The sequence below is a fragment of the Bacillus sp. FJAT-45350 genome, from assembly GCF_002335805.1.
GTDB lineage: Bacteria > Bacillota > Bacilli > Bacillales > NISU01 > FJAT-45350.
Window position 1 is genome coordinate 1,878,250 of the sequence record NZ_NISU01000001.1, and the last position, 17,483, is coordinate 1,895,732.

Here is a 17,483-nt window from a genome sequence, read left to right on the forward strand (position 1 = left end):
CTTCCGTTAATCTTCATCAGTAACGTAAATCAATTCAACCCCTAATTCTTGAAGTAAAGCTAGTACCTGTTCATTTAATTCATCGTCGTATAGTAATCCAAGTGACTTCACTAGCTCTAGCTCCGTTAAATGACCTTTTTCTGCATCTTCAATCAGTTCAACAATATCATCTAATCCTCGTTTTTCTAGCTTATTCAAAATTTCTTCTTTCATGGTTACCATCTCCTTCACACTTTTTACATGCTTATATATTTATTATTTTACAACATTGAGAGTCTCTTTTAAACAGGAAGCACCCCTTATATCAACTCAGATAAGCCTTTTACTATTTCGATAAAGGGAGTTTGATCATTGTAATTTCGAACAATCTCGAATTTCTCATTAATAAGAATTGTTGTAGGTACACCCTCACATTGAAACTGATTATATACCTTTGTTCCCTCATCAACTAAGGTCGGAAACTGGTATTCTGCGCCTTCAAGAAATGTATTTGCATCTCGCTCATTACGCTCTCTTCCCGTTACATTTATTGTAAGAAACACAAGTTTGTCCTTTGCCATATTCAAATACAACCGATTTTTTTGTTGTAAATCTTGCAATGAATCAGGACACCACGATGTCCAAAACGTCAACATGATTGATTTACCCTTAAAGCTGCTTAAAGTCACATCTTCATTTGTCCTTATTTCCTTTAATGTAAAGTCTAGTGCCATGATGTCCCCCTCTTTATGATGAGGCCGATGAAAAAGTGTGATTTTCACTTTTTCATCGGCCTTTACGAATCGTCTATATTGGGCTTTTTCAGTGCACTCCTTTATGATGAAAAGGGGTTGTGCCAAAAGGTAAAATTCGACCTTTGGCACACCCCCTAAGCAATGTGCGAGCCGCTACATTTGTTGAAAGTCCGACTTTAATTTGGTTTCTTAGAGTCAGACAAGTAACGGATTGAGACATCTCTAATGAAATTTCAACATTTGAGATACCCTCTCCTATTTACAATATTTATCGAATCCTTGAAGAATATTATCAAGAATTTCTTCTCTTTCATATGATTCAATTTCTTCACGTGGAATAAAGTGTACAACTTCTTTACCTTTTAATAATGCCATAGAAGGTGAAGAAGGTGCATACCCATCAAAATAGCTTCTCATTTTTGCGGTAGCTTCCTTATCTTGTCCTGCAAAGACTGTAACCATGTTATCTGGTTTAGCATCATGATTTAATGACGCAACTGCCGCTGGGCGAGCCAGTCCGGCAGCACAACCACATACAGAGTTAATCACAACAAATGTTGTACCTTCTGCACTCTCCATAAAAGACTCAACCTCTTCTGCAGTCGTTAATTCCTTATATCCTCCTGCTGTTAGCTCTTCTCTCATCGGTTTTACAACCTGACGCATATAATCATCATAATGCATTGACATATATATTTATCCCCTTCCAAATAAACTAGCTTCTAAACGCTATCATACTATAGTTATTGAACAAAAGGCAAAAATAAGAATTGGTGTAATCATTGCTTAGATTAGCCATAAAAAGAAAACCACTTTTTTCATTTGAAATCCTAGCCCATTCTAAGATGGCAATGGCTACGCTCACTGTGCGCTATACTATGAGAAAACCACTCTTAGTATGACTTAAAAGATAACAGTGGTTCTGTCATTAATTTAATAAATAATAAAAGCAAATTCAGCATTTTTCATTTGAAACATCCTAACCCATTCTAAGGTGGCAATGGCTTTGCTCATTGCTTAAATCAATAATAAAAAGCAAAAACCGGCTATTTATTATTGATTTAAAACGGGAAGAAGTATGGGATGGCGAACATCATTACGATGAACAAAACAATTTGTAGTGGTACACCTATTTTTACAAAATCAATAAACTTATACCCTCCTGCAGTCATTACTAATGCATTTGTTGGTGAAGCGACAGGAGTAGCAAATGCCATACTTGCCGCTACTGATACTGCTAATAATAGTGGATAAGGACTGACACCCATTCCTATAGCAGCCGTAATTGCAATCGGTGCAAATAAGACTGCGGTAGCTGTATTACTAATAAACTGACTAAAAAACATAGTCGAAAAATAAAAGCCTGCCATAACAGCTATTGGACCATATCCTCCTAATGAATTAACAAGAGTATCAGCTATTAGCTTTACACCACCAGTTTGTTCAAGTGCTGTTGCCATAGGAAGCATTGCCCCTATCAAGATTACACTTTCCCAATTGATCCTACCATAGGCATCATCCATATTGCGCAAACATCCCGTAATCACCATTAATACTGCTGCAATAATGACGGCTGTTACAGCTGCAACAATTTCAAAGGTCATCAGGGTAAGCATAAACAACATAATCGCACCTGCAATTGGTGCCTTTCCACTAGCTGCTGCCATACTAGCATGCTCGTGTGGTTGACCAACTACTACTACATCACGGGTTTCCTTAGCAAGTAATTCAATATCCGTCCATGCCCCTTGAACTAATAGTGCATCTCCGAAACGGAGCTTTTTTTCTGACATATCTTTGAGTAGATAATCCCCTTTACGATTAATACCAACAATATTTAAGTTGTATTTTTCACGAAATCCTAATGAAGAAACTGATTCATTAATTAATGAGGAATGTGGAGTAAGCAAAACTTCTGCTATGCCTAATTCTCTTGATATTAATTTTGTAGCATCTGTTGATTTATCAGTAACAATTTTTAACCCTAAGTCAATACACAGTTTATCAACTAAAGCATGCGCCCCTTGTATGTAAAGATAATCATGTTCTTGTAAAATACTTGTCGGCCCAGCCATTTCAAGATACCTCATTGGCAAAAGCTTAGAACCATCCTTCGATTTCCTCTCAATCTTAAGCACAGCAAGATTATATAGAGAAGGTAACCTTAAATCCGATAGCATTTTACCGACTACAGGTGAACCTTGTAAAACTTTGACTGTATACAGTTTATCTGTAATTTTATAATCATTCACTAGTTCCTTTGGAGAGGTTTCCTCATCTTGCTTTTGTTTCTTTTTCATATCTTGCTTAGGCAATAAAACTCTTCCAAATGTCATTAGAAAGATAATTCCTGTAACTAAAGCAACAATACCAATTGGTGTAAAATCAAAAAATGACAAACGCTCATAGCCAAAATCATGAAGTGTTTGACTGACAATTAAGTTCGGAGGTGTTCCAATTAACGTAAGTACACCACCTAAACTACTTGCAAATGCTAATGGTATTAAAAATTTAGCAGGGCTTGTATTCATTTTTAACGCTAAACTAACGACAACTGGTAATAGTACAGCAACTGTACCTGTGTTACTCATAAAAGCACTTAATATCCCTACAATAACCATAAGCATAAATAAAAGCTTTACTTCACTATCTCCAGAAGCCTTCATTAATACATTCCCAGCCATTTCTGCCAAACCTGAGCGGAAAATTCCTCCACCAACAATAAACAAACCTGCAATCATGATAACAACAGAATTTGAAAATCCAGCTAACGCATCTCCAATTGAAATAATCCCTGTCAATACTAGAGCTAATAAAGATAATAAAGCAACCAAGTCAGAACGAATTCTACCAACCATAAATAATGCTGTCGTTACTAACAAGATAATAAATGTAAGAAGTAATTCAGTTTCCAAATAAGTCCACCTCAAAATAAATATATAGTGGGAAAAAGGTTATCCCAAAAGATAGATTACCTTATGGGACAACCTTTATGCTCTAAATAGAAATTTCTCACTATTTTTTACTTTATACGTATGATTTTGTCTTTAACGTTTGATTCGCTGCTGCAAGTGCAGCTCCTGGCTGAAACTTAAATCCTTGTTCTTGTAGTACATCTTCAAGTGCAGCTAGCGCAAGACTTACTCGATTTTGTTGTGCATTATACCCCATCAAGCCGATTCTCCACACTTTTCCTTTCAATTCTCCTAAGCCGCCACCAATTTCAAGACCATATTTTTCAAGTAATCGTTTACGAACTGCCACATCATCTACTCCATCTGGAATACAAACAGATGTTAATTGGTGTAAGCGATACTCCTTATCTACTAATAGAGACAGGCCCATTGCCTCTAACCCATTATGAAGAGCTTCTCCATAAAGCTTATGACGATTAAAGACATTTTCAACTCCTTCGTCAACAATCATTCTTAACGATTCACGTATTGAGTAGACCATCGTAATTGGAGCTGTATGGTGATACGAACGCTCATCCCCCCAATACCCTTGAATCATTGATAAATCTAAGTACCAACTTTGAACTTTTGTTTTACGATTCATAATTACATCAACAGCACGACTACTCATTGTTACAGGAGCAAGTCCTGGAGGTGCACTTAAACATTTTTGAGTTCCACTATAAGCCGCATCCACCTTATTAGCATCAATATCAGTTGGACAACCACCTAAAGATGTAACCATATCACAAACAAATAAAGCATCATAATTATGTACAATTTTGCTAATTTCCGCTAATGGCTGACGAACACCTGTAGATGTTTCTGCATGAACAACAGCAACAAGCTTAGTATCAGTGTTTTCTTTTAAAGCTTCTTCAATTGCACTAGCAGGAATAATTTCTCCCCAAGGAGCTCTTACTTCAATAACTGTTGCCCCACAACGACCAGCTACGTCCGCCATTCTCATACCAAATAATCCATTAACCCCGACAATAACCTTGTCACCTGGCTCTACTAAATTAACAAATAACGTTTCCATACCCGCACTACCTGTTCCACTCATTGGAATAGTTAATTGGTTATCCGTTTGGTACACTTCACGTAATAACCCCATTGTTTCATTCATCAGCTCTAAAAAAGCAGGATCTAAATGACCTAATAACGGTGTAGACATCGCCTTTAATACTCGTGGGTGAACATCGCTCGGACCTGGACCCATTAATACTCTTTCTGGTGGTGTTAACTCTTTTACCATGTAATTCACTCTCCCTAAAATATTTTCTACATAAAAATTTCCATAACTACTGTTAGAATTCCACAAAAACAGAAAAAATCCTGTTTTTCTACAATTACATTTTCTTTAATTTTGTTTATAGAATATTGAATTTTGCTAACTATATCTATTCTATTTATTTAGCACAAACAATTGCCCAATAAACCAAAATAAAGACGTTAATGATATTATCCTCATCAACGACTTTATAGTTTAATTCAATTTTATTGTAGAACTGTTAATAAGAGTGTTATCGTAAGAACACTTATCGCAGTAGTTACGAGTGTGATACTAGAAACTAATTTAGGCTCGGAATTAAATTGGACTGCATACATCGTCGTGGTCGCTGCAGCCGGCATAGCAGCTGAGACAATTAATACATTTACTAATACTGGGTCCAATTCAAACGGTGATAAAAGTATAATAATAAATGCTAATATAGGAGAAATCACTAGCCTTGTTACCGTACCATACGTAATCTTACCCCAATCAAAACCACTCCATTTAATCTCTGCTAGCTGCATCCCTAAGATCAACATAACCGTAGGAATTGTAGCAGCTGCAACTAAATCAATTGCACTCATAAAGTTCGCTGGTACAGAGACTGAAGTGAGGTTCATAAATAAAGCAACAATTACGGCATAAGTAGCAGGCATTTTCAAAACAGATTTGAAGGCATAGGATACAGAAGCTTGCCCTCTTGCCGCATAATAAATTCCGTAAAAATTCATAATAATTGCCTGTAAAACCATGAAAGAAATCGAATACGCAAATCCTAATTCTCCATAGGCAAATAATATAATTGGTGCCCCGTAATTTCCTGAATTCATAAATGCCGTACTTAAGATTAATCCACTTTCAGTTGACTGGTCATATTTCTTTATTTTTACATACAATTTGTTAATAAATATAATTCCATAAAGAAGGACCATTGAAAAGATAACCATATACAAATAGTTAAAATCTAAGACTGCATCATAAAACACATTAAAAATTAAACAGGGGGTCATTATATATATCGCTACTGTTGATATTGACTTAATGTCCATTCTCTTCCACTTTTGGACAACATACCCGACGACAAATATTAAAATTACTGGTAAAACTACATCTATAAATATACCCATAAACGTCATCCTTCTATTTTGTTGTGTATTTTTCTATACTCAATACGACTTCATTTATTGAATGACGTATTAAACTATTTTAGTAATTTAATAATATCTTTAAATATTTTTCCTTCCGCTACTTTCATCAATTCGAATAAGCACATTTCCGTACTAGTTATCTTCGCTCCACCATCTTGCATTCTTTGTAAGCCAATTTGCTTATTTTCATAGACTCTAGAAGAAACCGCGTCACTTACTACCTCAACAGCAAAATTATTCTCTAACAAGCCCATAACCGTTTGATATACACAGACATGAGCTTCCATTCCGACAATAAGCAACTGTTTTCTATTTAAAGCTTGAACCGAATCGATAAATTGTTGATTTAGACATGCTCCAAAGCTTATTTTTTCAATCGGTTCTTCTTCTAATAAACTAGCTACCTCAGGTATTGTTTTTCCTAACCCTTTCGGATACTGCTCTAATACGATTATAGGTAAGTTCATAGCTCTTGCACCTTGAATCATAATCTGTACGTTTTTAATAAATTTTTCTTTGTCATGCATCATATGCGCTAATTTACCTTGAACGTCAATAACAACTAAAGCAGTATTCACCTTAATTAACATGAAACAACCCCCAGACCATTAATAGTTTATCATAAATACATGTTAAAACTCTATAAAGTGAGACATACATATATTGGGATAATATCCTTTTCAAAAATAATTTATAAACACATGGCAAATGCCTATACAACTATTCCCTCATTACATAGTGTATGTGTGTAAGGTAAGTAAGATTAACTAAACAACTTAAGGAGTGTTACTTAATGACACACCAATACCGCAGTGGCTTTGCGTTATTAGTTGTATTGTTTATTTTACTAATCGTTATTGGTACGGCTTATGTATAAAATTAAATGCGATTAGGAATAAAAATTTATATAGCCAACTGCATAATTAAGTAGTTAAAAAGCAAAGGCATTGCCTTTGCTTTTCTTGTTTACCTTTTTAATACCATTTGGTTTTGAATCTCTCGAATTTGCTGCCTATACCGCTCTAAGTCAGCCTTTTGTTCAGGAGTTGCACTTCGATAAATATTATCTAATTCCTCATCAATTTCATTAAGACTTTGCTGAGCTTGGGAGTACTGAACTGGGTCTCCTTGTTGCACACGATGCGATTCCATTAATTGCTCTTCAGCAAACTCCATTGTTTCAGTTGCTTTTTGCATATATTCAATAATTTGTTTATGAGTAGCCATACCATTACCTCCTTGTTGCACCGGAATGGTATTAATGTTTGTTTATCTTCTGCTCTTTATTCTTCATATTCAAATGGAAAACAAAAAAATCTTCTGCAATAAACGTATTTTCAAAAAAGGATTTTGCTTCCTTTTCCATTTCCAATTCTTTATTTTGATAACGAGAACTAATATGAGTCAAAATAAGAGTAGATACGTTTGCTTTCTTTGCTATTTCAGCAGCTTCCTTCGTTGTGGCATGTCCAAATTGACAAGCTAAAGATGCTTCGTCAACACAAAAGGTAGCTTCATGTATGAGCACATCTGCATTATTTGCTAATCTCATCGTTGCATCACATTTTCTTGTATCACCAGCTATTGCAACGACTCTCCCTGGAATGGACGGACCAATAAAGTCAGCTCCGTTAATAATACGTCCATCTTCGAGTGTAATAACTTCACGATTTTTTAATTGTTTATATAAAGGACCAGGCTGAACACGAGCTTTCTTTAATTTTTCAACATTTAATTCTCCTTGTTTATCTGCTTCAATGATTCGATAGCCAAGGCAAGGCATTACATGGTCTAACGAGTAAACTGTTACTGTAAGCTCACCATCCGAAAAGATCTCACCTTCATGGTTATCATCAATTTCAATAATTGATAACTCATACATAAGGTGAGTATTAGATATTCGTATTGTTGTCTCAATAAATTCCTTAATCCCCTTAGGGCCGAAAATGGTTAGTGGCGTTGTTCCACCTTGAAAAGATCGACTTCCTAACAAACCTGGTAAACCGAAAATATGATCACCATGTAGGTGAGTAATAAATATTTTATCTAACTTACTCAATTTTATTGGAGAAGATAATATTTGCTGTTGTGTTGCCTCTCCGCAATCAAACATCCAAATTCGGCCATTTTGTTGTAAAAAACGAATAACCGTTGAACTGACATTCCTTTTTGTTGATGGCACACCAGCACCAGTACCTAAAAAATGAATCTCCACACTTTTTCCTCCAAAAACAAATTTTGAACAATCCTGTTTAGTATATCACTTCGTATATTACAATCAAAAGTCAACTGGTTTCAAACAGTTCTAGATTACTTGGAAGTTCATAGTGTGACTAAAGAATGTTGAATAAGTTCCCTATCATTCATAACAACTAAGATTAACAAGGAGGAGAAATGAATATTGGGTGTTTTAAAAGATTCCGCCACAAAACTACTTGTATCTTCTGTAGTTCTCTCTGGTATTACTTCTACACCGGAAGCATTAACCAATAATCCCGAACCTGGATACGTTACTGAGATCGATGGTTTCTTTGGTTCAGGAACTAGAAAAGCTGTTATCTTGTACCAGCAAGCTCACAACCTCAAAGTTGATGGTATTGCTGGAGCGGAAACGATTGGGCAAATACTTAGTGATCAAGAAAAGGAAAGCTTCTCATCAGAACAAAAAACTACATCATATGAAACGACTACAACAGAGAACACTTCATATGATAATGAACGAGAATCAGATCAATCAATTTCTCGAAATGTGATTGATACAGCGAAAAACTTAAAAGGAAGTCCATATAGATGGGGGGGCACCTCGCCTAGCGGATTCGATTGTAGTGGCTTTCTTCAATATGTCTTTAAAGAACACGGGAAAAGTGTTCCAAGAAAGGTTAGTGATATTTGGAAAACCGCTGGCTCTGTTTCTTCGCTCAAGAAGGGTGATTTAGTATTTTTTTCAACTTATAAGTTAGGACCATCTCATGTTGGAATATACTTAGGAAATCAGACATTCATTCATTCTGGGTCTTCCACAGGTGTGACAATAAGCAATATGGATTCAAGCTACTGGGGACCTCGTTTTATCGGAGCAAAACGATTATAAGAGGTAACAACATACTTAACAAAAAGAAGTCACAAAGGGAGACCTTCTCCTTCTGTGACTTCTTTTTCATCTATTTTGACAATGTCATTTCTTTTTCTCTTTCTCGGCTTTCAACATGTTCAGTTGTTGTTTTCATAGGGTTCTTTTTGTAACGACCTATAATGTAACTTGGAATCATAATCGCTAAAATAGATAATAACCCATTTTGCCAACCAACCATCTGTATCGCAGTTAAAATAATTATAAAGTCAATCACAAAAATCGTGACCCCGCGATTAATTTTTAACTTCTGATCTAGATAAAGGGCCAATATATGAATTCCTCCAATAGAAGAGCCATTGTTCAGTACAAAGGTAACACCAATCCCAATTAACAAACCAGCAATAATTGTCGCCATTAAAATAGGAAGTGCTGTACTTTGAATAACTAGTAACAGTTCTCCAATGATTGAAATAGCTGTAATCGCTAGCAAACTATAAAACGTAAACCATTTTCCTAGACTTTTAAATGAAATAATAAAGAAAGGTAGGTTCACAATGAAAAACCAAATACTCCAAGATATCTCGGTAGAGTTCGTTAATGCAGTTGCTATACCCGCTGTACCACCAAAAGTTAAATCATAAATATAAAGAATATGTAGCCCTAATGCAGTTAGTAATAAACCAACCATAATTAAAAAGACTCGCTTCGCAACATCCAACAACGTATTCCACCTCCGTCCAAAACATTATTCCACACTTAACAATAATGGAAAAAAAGGAAATCGTCAATGCATATAGCTGTATTTTTATTCATTTGAAAATTCTGAAAAAACGGCTTATATTTATTCATTTCCTTTAAAGTTCAAAAGTGTATATACAATTTTTTATACAAATCTAGATACTACAACTTTTTCATAATAAAACATCTTATCACTTGATAACATAAAACTCAGGAAAAAACTTCTGAGATTTCATTCTTTATGTGATTTTTATCACTGAACACCCATAACGAAAAGGATAAGATACAAATAGAGAAATAATTAAATTAACTTATCCGGAGGGGATATTATGTTCTGTCACCAATGTGAGCAAACACCAACAGGGGGCTGTCAAATTGTTGGAGTTTGTGGAAAGAATGAAGATATTGCAAGTTTACAAGATACGATTGTTTTTGCCTTAAAAGGAATTGCTGCATATGCAACTCACGCAAAACAACTTGGATATACAGACCCAGATGTAGATGCTATTACACATGAAGCATTATATCTAACACTTACAAATTCAAACTTTAATATGCAAGAACATATTGATATGGCACTAAAAGTAGGTTCTTCTGCTGTTAAAGTAATGGAACTATTAGACAAAGCTCATACTTCAAAACTAGGTATTCCTGAACCTGTAACTGTTACACAAAACAAGGTTGAAGGAAAAGCAATCATTGTTACTGGACATAATTTATTCGCCCTTGAAGAGTTACTAAAGCAAACAGAAGGCAAAGGAATTAATATCTATACTCACTCAGAAATGCTTCCAGCTCATGGTTACCCTGCGCTGAAGAAATACTCACATCTAAAAGGAAACATCGGTAAAGCATGGTTTGACCAACGTCGTTTATTTGAAAAATTCCAAGGGGCTATTCTTGCGACAACAAACTGTGTAATGCCAATAAAAGGAAGTTACGCAGACCGCTTCTTCTCTTATGAAGTAGCCGGCTTAGAAGGTGTACAAAAAATTCAAGGGGAAGACTTCAGTCCTTTAATTGATAAAGCACTTTCTTTACCAGATGCTGATATGGAAAGCGACCAAATCTTAACGACTGGCTTCCATCATGAAACAGTCATTGGTATCGCCCCAGAAATCATTAGTGCAGTAAAAGAAGGAAAAATCAAAAGATTCTTCGTTATTGCAGGTTGTGATGCACCTGGTCCAGGAGGAGAATATTACCGTGACTTAGCAACATCATTACCAAACGATACAGTAATCATGACAACATCATGTGGTAAATTCAGATTTAATGACCATGACTTTGGAACAGTTGCTGATACAGGCATCCCACGCTATATTGATCTCGGTCAGTGTAACAACTCTGTTTCTACTGTAAAAATTGCTTTAGCATTAGCTGACGCATTTGGCTGTGAGGTTAATGAATTACCTGTTAGTATCGTTTTATCTTGGTTTGAGCAAAAGGCAGTTGCCATCCTTCTTGGATTGTTCAGCTTAGGAATTAAAGATGTTCGAATCGGACCTAAACCTCCCGAGTGGATTACTCCAGGCGTATTAGGAGTATTACAAGATGCCTTTAACCTTCAATTAATTAGCACTGTTGAAGAAGATATGAATGACATGCTTTCTCTAAACTAATTTGATATCCATTATCCATCAGTGTGAACCCCCCCTCCACTGATGGATAACTTTATAAAGCACTTCTGCTACTAAGAGGGAAGTGCTTTACTTTTTTGTGTCTTCAAAGAACTACTAGTACCACTTCAAATATTTTAGTTCGTTATTTTCAATACCAATACATACTGTCCGGGTTTTTCAATGCTTGTCCAAGCAACCCTTCCCCAACATAAAAACAACTTCCTATTATAGGAAGTAGAGAGTATTTCACTATACTAGCACCTATCATTAACCCTCGTTATAGGATACTAGTATATTTAATAGTAAATAATACAAAAAGAGCGTATGTAGTATTTTTATCTACTACATACACTCAATATTACTACCATTGTTTTGTTGTTTGTAATAAATCATCAGAAACCGATGCAATTTTTTGGGATGCTTGAGCAATTTCATTAATGATTTCAGTAAATGCCTCAAGATCACTTTGAATTTCAGCATTTTTGTTTCTAGTATCTTTCATTTGGGATAAGATTTCTACAAATGATTCTTCAGTAACCTTCATATTTTGGTTACTTTGCTCAACGTAATTATCTACTTTTGTAATGCTTTCATTGTTTTTCGCAATTTGAAGGTTCGTTTTTTCAATAAGGCGTTTTACACCTTCAACTGATTCATTCGTTTGTTCAGAAAGCTTACGTACTTCTTCTGCTACAACAGCAAAGCCTTTCCCGTGTTCACCAGCTCTAGCTGCTTCAATCGCTGCATTTAATGCAAGTAAGTTCGTTTCATTTGCTATGGATTGTACAATCGTCACGATATCTTTAATTTGATTAGCTGTCTGCTCAAACTCTTTTATGTTTTTTGTCATTTCTTTCGTTGTAATTTGAATATCTTTAATATTTTTGCTTAACCACTCGATTTGTTGGTTTCCTGTTTGTGCACGTTCTTCCGTTTGCCCAGCCAATTCTGTACCTTGACGTGACTTATTTGCTACCTCTTCTGTTTGTGCAGTTACTTCTTCAATCGATGCATTCGTCTCTTCTGCAAGTGCTGCTAAACTAGTTGACGTGTCATCCATTAATAGTTTTACTTCATTCTTTGTTTGCTCTTCTGCTTCGCGTAGCTGTATAATTTCTGCGTCATATGCTTCTAGCACGAGTTGTTGCTCAAAACTAATTAGCTTTGTTACAGCCTTAAAAGCAATCAATATATCTTCTGGTGCTTGCAAGTGGTTTTCAATTATTTTTACAAAGCCATTAAGTAAGTCTTGATATGCACAAATATACCATTTTTGCTCTAAACCTATTCGAACATGAGCCTTCGCAATTCTAATTCTTGTTTCTATAAATTTCTCGTCGATTACCCCTTCAAACATTTCAACTAAATGAGTACGTAGTGTACCTTGAAGTCGTTCTACTGTCGAATTATCTTTAATAATCTTCACTAACACTGGTGATAAGGCGAGTCGCTCATAAAATCTATCAACAAGTGATAATACATTCTCTTCTATAACCGGCTTTAATTCCTTTACAATCGCTAAATCTTCAATAGTTAATGTACTCATCTGAATTTGCTTATCTAAGTCAGAATTTGGTGTAACTTTTAACTTTACAGAATTTTTGTGAGCTTGACTTCTTTCTATTAAACTTTCACGATGGACACTATGTCCATTTACTTTACTTCTAAAAAAACCCAATTTACCCAAGGTGAAATCCCCTCTCATATTCAAAACCGTTTATAGTTCTAAAAATTCATTCTCTTTTATATTTATAATAATTATATCTGATCCTGTCGAATTTTAATAGTGCTCAACCTATGATTTGTTAGGAATAAATAACGTTATCAGATTATAACGATAACCAACAAAAAGACACCAATACAGAAAGTTTTTTCACAAAACCTAGTATCAGTGTCTTTCAACGTTATCTTATAAAATTACAAACTTTAGTAAATTAATTTATAGAATTAAGTCATCAATAACTTCAACTAATTTTACAATTTCCGGCTTACTGACTTGAGCATCAGCTCCTACAACATTTCCTTTATGCTGTAAATCATCAGTAATTAATGATGAGAAAATAATAACAGGTAGTGCACCGAGTCTACTATTCTCTTTAATACGCTTTGTTAGATGATGTCCATCCATCTTAGGCATTTCTAAATCAGTAATAACAATTTCTACATGGTCTTTTAGATTAATACTATCGTTTGATGCAAGTGATTCTAAATAGTCCCATGCTGCTCTTCCATCATCAAAGAACCGAACATCTTTATATCCAGCTTCAGATAAGGTATCTTCTAATAGTTTTCTTAGGATTGCTGAATCTTCAGCTGCCACGATTTTCTTATTACTTCTGTCTCTTTTCCCAAGAGTTTTAAGTTGTCCTACATTAATCCCTGATTCAGGGCTAATATCCACAACTATTTTCTCATAGTCTACTAGCAGAATCATTTGATCATCCATTTTAACAACACCAATTGTTGAACCTTGTAATCCTTGTGATAAATCAGTTGGCTTTTCAATTTGTTCCCATGAAATTCTATGAATACGTGAGACAGAATGCACATGGAAGGCAACCTTCATTTGATTTAATTCAGCTACAATCAGCTTATCCTGTTCAGGATTTTCACTAGGTGGAAACCCTAGTGACTTGGCTAAATCAACTACTGGTAACACTTCATCACGTAATCGAAGAATCCCCTCAATATTCGGATGACTATTTGGCATTTTCGTAATTGGTAATGGATTAATAATTTCTCTAACCTTTATAACATTTATTCCAAAAATACCCGTTCCTACAGTAAATACAATAACCTCTAGCTCATTTGTACCACTTTCTAATAAAATACCTTTACTAATATCTCCAGTCATTAAGAGTCCCCCTTAAAGAAACACATCTAAACATAGTTTTAGAATACCATTTTTTTGCTTTTTCGACTATAGTTTTAAAAAATTGAATCGCAAAAAGGTTAACTAACAGGTCGTATTCCTCCATGTGAGTTAACCTTGTTTACTATCTAGTTATAAGCTGTTTCTTAGATTAATAAATTAAATAGATTTTCATTCTTATTAATTTCGTTATAATCAAAACCTTTTTTATCTAGTCGTTCAATTAATTGATGATAATGCTCATCACACTTTAACTCAATTCCAACTAGAGCTGGTCCATTTGATTTATTATTTTTCTTAGTATATTCGAAACGTGTAATATCGTCTTCAGGACCTAACACATCTTGGATAAACTCACGAAGCGCCCCAGCTCTTTGAGGAAACTGAATGATAAAGTAATGTTGAAGCCCCTCATAAATAAGAGAACGTTCTCTCATTTCCTGCATCCGACCAATATCATTGTTTCCACCACTTACGATGCAAACAACTGTCTTTCCTTTTATGTCGTCTTTATAAAAATCTAAAGCAGATATTGGCATCGCACCAGCTGGCTCTGCGACAATCGCATTCTGATTATATAGCTCCAAAATTGTTGTACAAATTTTCCCTTCAGGCACTAAGATGATATCATCTACTACGCTCTGACTAATTTCAAAAGGTAATTCTCCAACTTTTTTTACTGAAGCCCCGTCAACGAACTTATCTATTTTATCAAGAGTAACAACCTTGCCCTTTGCCATGGATTCTTTCATAGCAGGTGCTCCTTTTGGTTCTGCACCGATAATTTTTGTAGATGGACTAATACTCTTAATATACGTGCCAACACCAGAAATCAGTCCACCACCACCAATAGAACAAAATAGGTAGTCGATTGGTTCTTCGATATCATTCATGATCTCCATTCCAACCGTTCCTTGACCTGCTACGATTTTTTCTTGGTCAAAAGGATGAATAAAAGCCATGCTGTGTTCATTACAATAATTCATTGCTTCATTAAATGAATCGTCAAATGTATCTCCTGTTAAAATAACATCTACAAACTCTTTACCAAACAACTTTACCTGATCTACCTTTTGACGAGGTGTCGTTGTTGGCATAAATATTTTCCCTTTAATTTGTAATGTTTGACATGAATAGGCAACTCCCTGTGCATGATTGCCAGCACTCGCACAAACAACGCCATTTTCCAACTCGTCTTTCGAAAGACTACTAATTTGATGATATGCCCCTCTTATTTTAAAGGAACGAACAACTTGAAGGTCTTCCCGTTTTAAGTACACATTGCACTGATAACGTTCGGAAAGCACTTGGTTTTTTTGTAAAGGTGTATGTACAACCACATCTTTTAATGTTTGATTTGCAATGATGATGTCTTCGATATGTATTTTAGCCATTATCTTAATCCTTTCACTCTTGTCCCTTATAGGACTACTGATATTATTGAAATATCTGATTTTTTGATCACTTTCATATCTTATCATAACGAATACTTAGATAAAAGGTATTATTCTTCCCCTACAAAATTCTATATTGTTCACAAAAAGGTTTAAAACTACTCCTATTAGAGACTCTATTACTGTTGCGAAAAATGAATTTGAAAACTATAATGAAAATGTTGGTACTCATGATTGTTATCATGTATTACTATTTAAAGTGAATTAACAAGAGCAAGGGGGTTTGACCATGTTCAAAAAGCTATCATTTTTAACACTAGTTTTAGCAATGCTAGCACCACTTTCAGCATTTGCAGCAGGTGGCGGTGGTGAAGAAGCTGCACACGCTGAGCCTTCAGGAATGTTGTATACAATTTTAGTTGTATTTTCAGTAGTAACTCTTATTGGCATGATTTTTCTTAACGTTAAAGATCATGGATAAGTTGGTAGTAGCTTCTACTACATAAAAAATACTGAGCCACGTCGGCTCAGTATTTTTTGTTTATCTCGTTCTTTGAATTTTACATAAGCATATTTACACTCATACCCGCCATATCCATACCCATGCGTTGGACAGCAAAATAGGTTTGTTGCATTAGTTGTGTTTTTTGTAAATCCATTACTGAACGAGCAATATCTGCATCCCTCATTCGAGATTCTGCAGCTTGCTGATTATCACTAGCAACCTGACTTACTCTTGTAGCAAGTGAAAGAGTTCTTCATTATAAACTTTTTCTTGTTGTTGACTGCACATTATTCCCTCTCCCTTCCTTTAGATAAATGGAAAAACTTCAATTAATAATCTGAAAATTCATCAATGGTAAAAACCATGTTATTATTATTCACGCACATGTTATTTCGACAAATACTTCGAAAAAACCTTTGTGGTTTATTTTTCATATGTAGATTTTTTATGACAGGAGTTCACTTTATGACGTGGGACATTTTAAACATCATCGGAACAATTGCTTTTGCCCTCAGTGGCGTCATAGTTGCAATGGAGGAAGATTATGATTTAATGGGTGTATACATTTTAGGGTTGGTTACCGCTTTTGGAGGGGGAGCAATTCGAAATTTATTAATAGGAGTACCCGTCTCAGCATTGTGGGATCAAGGAAATCTGTTTGTGATAGCGGTTATAGTTATGACAATTGCATTTATACTACCATCATTATGGGTACATCATTGGTTAAAATGGGGACTTTTCTTTGATGCACTTGGCCTAGCAGCCTTTGCTATTCAAGGTGCTTTGTATGCAACTGACATGAATCATCCTCTTAGTGCCATTATTGTAGCTGCTGCTTTAACAGGTACAGGTGGTGGAATGATTCGAGATGTACTAGCAGGAAGGAAACCGCTCTTTCTTCAAAAAGAAATTTATATTGCATGGGCGATGCTAGCAGGTCTTGTCATTGGGCTCGGCTTTGTAACTTCAGCACTCGGAATCACCATTCTTTTTGTTAGTATTGTTGCTTTACGAATGCTTTCCGTTTTCCTCAATTGGCGCTTACCACATCGTAAGTTGAAATATAATACTGATACAACTAATAGTTTTGATTAGACCAAACAGTAAAAATACAAAAAGAAGCCGGGACAAAAGGTACCTTTTGTCCTTTTGTCCCAGCCTCTAAAA

Annotated in this window: 19 protein-coding genes and 1 pseudogene; 5 read left to right on the forward strand and 15 right to left on the reverse strand. The window is 35.2% G+C overall.

The window, feature by feature from the left end:
- Positions 1–6 precede the first annotated feature (6 nt).
- The 7 genes from CD003_RS09435 to CD003_RS09465 all read right to left on the reverse strand — a co-directional run bounded on the left by CD003_RS09435 (position 7) and on the right by CD003_RS09465 (position 6,702).
- Positions 7–213: a hypothetical protein gene (locus CD003_RS09435; protein ID WP_096200873.1), complete on the reverse strand. Its 207-nt coding sequence runs from the start codon at positions 211–213 to the stop codon at positions 7–9.
- Between the two features lie 86 nt (positions 214–299).
- Positions 300–713 (reverse strand): TlpA disulfide reductase family protein, encoded by a 414-nt coding sequence (locus CD003_RS09440; protein ID WP_142302863.1) that lies wholly within the window; start codon positions 711–713, stop codon positions 300–302.
- 276 nt (positions 714–989) lie between these two features.
- Complete coding sequence (locus CD003_RS09445) at positions 990–1,424, reverse strand: BrxA/BrxB family bacilliredoxin (RefSeq protein ID WP_096200875.1); 435 nt, start codon at positions 1,422–1,424, stop codon at positions 990–992.
- A gap of 371 nt (positions 1,425–1,795) precedes the next feature.
- Positions 1,796–3,649: an SLC13 family permease gene (locus CD003_RS09450; RefSeq protein ID WP_096200876.1), complete on the reverse strand. Its 1,854-nt coding sequence runs from the start codon at positions 3,647–3,649 to the stop codon at positions 1,796–1,798.
- 112 nt (positions 3,650–3,761) lie between these two features.
- Positions 3,762–4,946 carry a pyridoxal-phosphate-dependent aminotransferase family protein gene (locus CD003_RS09455; RefSeq protein WP_096200877.1) on the reverse strand — a complete coding sequence of 395 codons (1,185 nt, stop codon included), beginning with the start codon at positions 4,944–4,946 and terminating at the stop codon, positions 3,762–3,764.
- A gap of 242 nt (positions 4,947–5,188) precedes the next feature.
- Positions 5,189–6,091 carry an AEC family transporter gene (locus tag CD003_RS09460; RefSeq protein WP_096200878.1) on the reverse strand — a complete coding sequence of 301 codons (903 nt, stop codon included), beginning with the start codon at positions 6,089–6,091 and terminating at the stop codon, positions 5,189–5,191.
- Positions 6,092–6,165: 74 nt separating this feature from the next.
- Positions 6,166–6,702 carry a hydrolase gene (locus tag CD003_RS09465; RefSeq protein WP_096200879.1) on the reverse strand — a complete coding sequence of 179 codons (537 nt, stop codon included), beginning with the start codon at positions 6,700–6,702 and terminating at the stop codon, positions 6,166–6,168.
- A gap of 203 nt (positions 6,703–6,905) precedes the next feature.
- Between CD003_RS09465 and CD003_RS09470 the strand changes: the two genes are divergently transcribed.
- The gene (locus tag CD003_RS09470) at positions 6,906–6,989 is read left to right on the forward strand and encodes a YjcZ family sporulation protein (protein ID WP_096200880.1); all 84 of its coding nucleotides are present in this window, start codon (positions 6,906–6,908) and stop codon (positions 6,987–6,989) included.
- An 89-nt stretch (positions 6,990–7,078) separates the two neighbouring features.
- Here the strand turns inward: CD003_RS09470 and CD003_RS09475 are convergent, their stop codons facing one another.
- Positions 7,079–7,339 carry a DUF2524 family protein gene (locus CD003_RS09475; RefSeq protein ID WP_096200881.1) on the reverse strand — a complete coding sequence of 87 codons (261 nt, stop codon included), beginning with the start codon at positions 7,337–7,339 and terminating at the stop codon, positions 7,079–7,081.
- Between the two features lie 31 nt (positions 7,340–7,370).
- On the reverse strand, positions 7,371–8,327 hold the full coding sequence (rnz, locus tag CD003_RS09480) for a ribonuclease Z (protein WP_096200882.1): 957 nt from the start codon (positions 8,325–8,327) through the stop codon (positions 7,371–7,373).
- 186 nt (positions 8,328–8,513) lie between these two features.
- Here rnz and CD003_RS09485 point away from each other — a divergent pair, with 186 nt between their 5' ends.
- Positions 8,514–9,203: a C40 family peptidase gene (locus CD003_RS09485; protein ID WP_096200883.1), complete on the forward strand. Its 690-nt coding sequence runs from the start codon at positions 8,514–8,516 to the stop codon at positions 9,201–9,203.
- Positions 9,204–9,273: 70 nt separating this feature from the next.
- On the opposite strand, the gene CD003_RS09490 is transcribed toward CD003_RS09485, so the two are convergent.
- Positions 9,274–9,903: a YitT family protein gene (locus CD003_RS09490; protein ID WP_096200884.1), complete on the reverse strand. Its 630-nt coding sequence runs from the start codon at positions 9,901–9,903 to the stop codon at positions 9,274–9,276.
- 349 nt (positions 9,904–10,252) lie between these two features.
- Between CD003_RS09490 and hcp the strand changes: the two genes are divergently transcribed.
- Positions 10,253–11,545 carry a hydroxylamine reductase gene (gene hcp / locus CD003_RS09495; RefSeq protein ID WP_096200885.1) on the forward strand — a complete coding sequence of 431 codons (1,293 nt, stop codon included), beginning with the start codon at positions 10,253–10,255 and terminating at the stop codon, positions 11,543–11,545.
- 361 nt (positions 11,546–11,906) lie between these two features.
- Here the strand turns inward: hcp and CD003_RS22650 are convergent, their stop codons facing one another.
- The 4 genes and pseudogenes from CD003_RS22650 to ilvA all read right to left on the reverse strand — a co-directional run bounded on the left by CD003_RS22650 (position 11,907) and on the right by ilvA (position 15,811).
- The gene (locus CD003_RS22650; protein ID WP_373558566.1) at positions 11,907–12,605 is read right to left on the reverse strand and encodes a methyl-accepting chemotaxis protein; all 699 of its coding nucleotides are present in this window, start codon (positions 12,603–12,605) and stop codon (positions 11,907–11,909) included.
- 69 nt (positions 12,606–12,674) lie between these two features.
- A pseudogene (locus CD003_RS22655) lies at positions 12,675–13,250 on the reverse strand (protoglobin domain-containing protein); the annotation flags it as partial.
- 234 nt (positions 13,251–13,484) lie between these two features.
- Entirely contained in the window at positions 13,485–14,399 is a 915-nt protein-coding gene (locus CD003_RS09505) for a chemotaxis protein (RefSeq protein WP_096200887.1), read from the reverse strand.
- Positions 14,400–14,563: 164 nt separating this feature from the next.
- Positions 14,564–15,811, reverse strand: a complete 1,248-nt coding sequence (ilvA, locus tag CD003_RS09510; RefSeq protein ID WP_096200888.1) for a threonine ammonia-lyase IlvA — start codon at positions 15,809–15,811, stop codon at positions 14,564–14,566.
- Between the two features lie 289 nt (positions 15,812–16,100).
- Between ilvA and CD003_RS09515 the strand changes: the two genes are divergently transcribed.
- Positions 16,101–16,292 (forward strand): hypothetical protein, encoded by a 192-nt coding sequence (locus tag CD003_RS09515; RefSeq protein WP_096200889.1) that lies wholly within the window; start codon positions 16,101–16,103, stop codon positions 16,290–16,292.
- A gap of 79 nt (positions 16,293–16,371) precedes the next feature.
- On the opposite strand, the gene CD003_RS22290 is transcribed toward CD003_RS09515, so the two are convergent.
- The gene (locus tag CD003_RS22290) at positions 16,372–16,500 is read right to left on the reverse strand and encodes a hypothetical protein (RefSeq protein WP_257008289.1); all 129 of its coding nucleotides are present in this window, start codon (positions 16,498–16,500) and stop codon (positions 16,372–16,374) included.
- 281 nt (positions 16,501–16,781) lie between these two features.
- Here CD003_RS22290 and CD003_RS09520 point away from each other — a divergent pair, with 281 nt between their 5' ends.
- The gene (locus tag CD003_RS09520; RefSeq protein ID WP_096200890.1) at positions 16,782–17,411 is read left to right on the forward strand and encodes a trimeric intracellular cation channel family protein; all 630 of its coding nucleotides are present in this window, start codon (positions 16,782–16,784) and stop codon (positions 17,409–17,411) included.
- Positions 17,412–17,483 lie beyond the last annotated feature (72 nt).

What these genes read in the sequence shown, in the direction of transcription:
- CD003_RS09455 (WP_096200877.1), bottom strand. Translation starts at nt 4,946, where the DNA reads ATGGTAAAAGAGTTAACACCACCAGAAAGAGTATTAATGGGTCCAGGT.
- CD003_RS09505 (WP_096200887.1), bottom strand. Translation starts at nt 14,399, where the DNA reads ATGACTGGAGATATTAGTAAAGGTATTTTATTAGAAAGTGGTACAAAT.
- CD003_RS09470 (WP_096200880.1), top strand. Translation starts at nt 6,906, where the DNA reads ATGACACACCAATACCGCAGTGGCTTTGCGTTATTAGTTGTATTGTTT.
- CD003_RS09515 (WP_096200889.1), top strand. Translation starts at nt 16,101, where the DNA reads ATGTTCAAAAAGCTATCATTTTTAACACTAGTTTTAGCAATGCTAGCA.
- hcp (WP_096200885.1), top strand. Translation starts at nt 10,253, where the DNA reads ATGTTCTGTCACCAATGTGAGCAAACACCAACAGGGGGCTGTCAAATT.
- CD003_RS09435 (WP_096200873.1), bottom strand. Translation starts at nt 213, where the DNA reads ATGAAAGAAGAAATTTTGAATAAGCTAGAAAAACGAGGATTAGATGAT.
- ilvA (WP_096200888.1), bottom strand. Translation starts at nt 15,811, where the DNA reads ATGGCTAAAATACATATCGAAGACATCATCATTGCAAATCAAACATTA.
- CD003_RS22650 (WP_373558566.1), bottom strand. Translation starts at nt 12,605, where the DNA reads ATGGATGACACGTCAACTAGTTTAGCAGCACTTGCAGAAGAGACGAAT.
- CD003_RS09465 (WP_096200879.1), bottom strand. Translation starts at nt 6,702, where the DNA reads ATGTTAATTAAGGTGAATACTGCTTTAGTTGTTATTGACGTTCAAGGT.
- CD003_RS22290 (WP_257008289.1), bottom strand. Translation starts at nt 16,500, where the DNA reads ATGAGGGATGCAGATATTGCTCGTTCAGTAATGGATTTACAAAAAACA.
- CD003_RS09440 (WP_142302863.1), bottom strand. Translation starts at nt 713, where the DNA reads ATGGCACTAGACTTTACATTAAAGGAAATAAGGACAAATGAAGATGTG.
- CD003_RS09445 (WP_096200875.1), bottom strand. Translation starts at nt 1,424, where the DNA reads ATGTCAATGCATTATGATGATTATATGCGTCAGGTTGTAAAACCGATG.
- CD003_RS09475 (WP_096200881.1), bottom strand. Translation starts at nt 7,339, where the DNA reads ATGGCTACTCATAAACAAATTATTGAATATATGCAAAAAGCAACTGAA.
- CD003_RS09460 (WP_096200878.1), bottom strand. Translation starts at nt 6,091, where the DNA reads ATGGGTATATTTATAGATGTAGTTTTACCAGTAATTTTAATATTTGTC.
- CD003_RS09520 (WP_096200890.1), top strand. Translation starts at nt 16,782, where the DNA reads ATGACGTGGGACATTTTAAACATCATCGGAACAATTGCTTTTGCCCTC.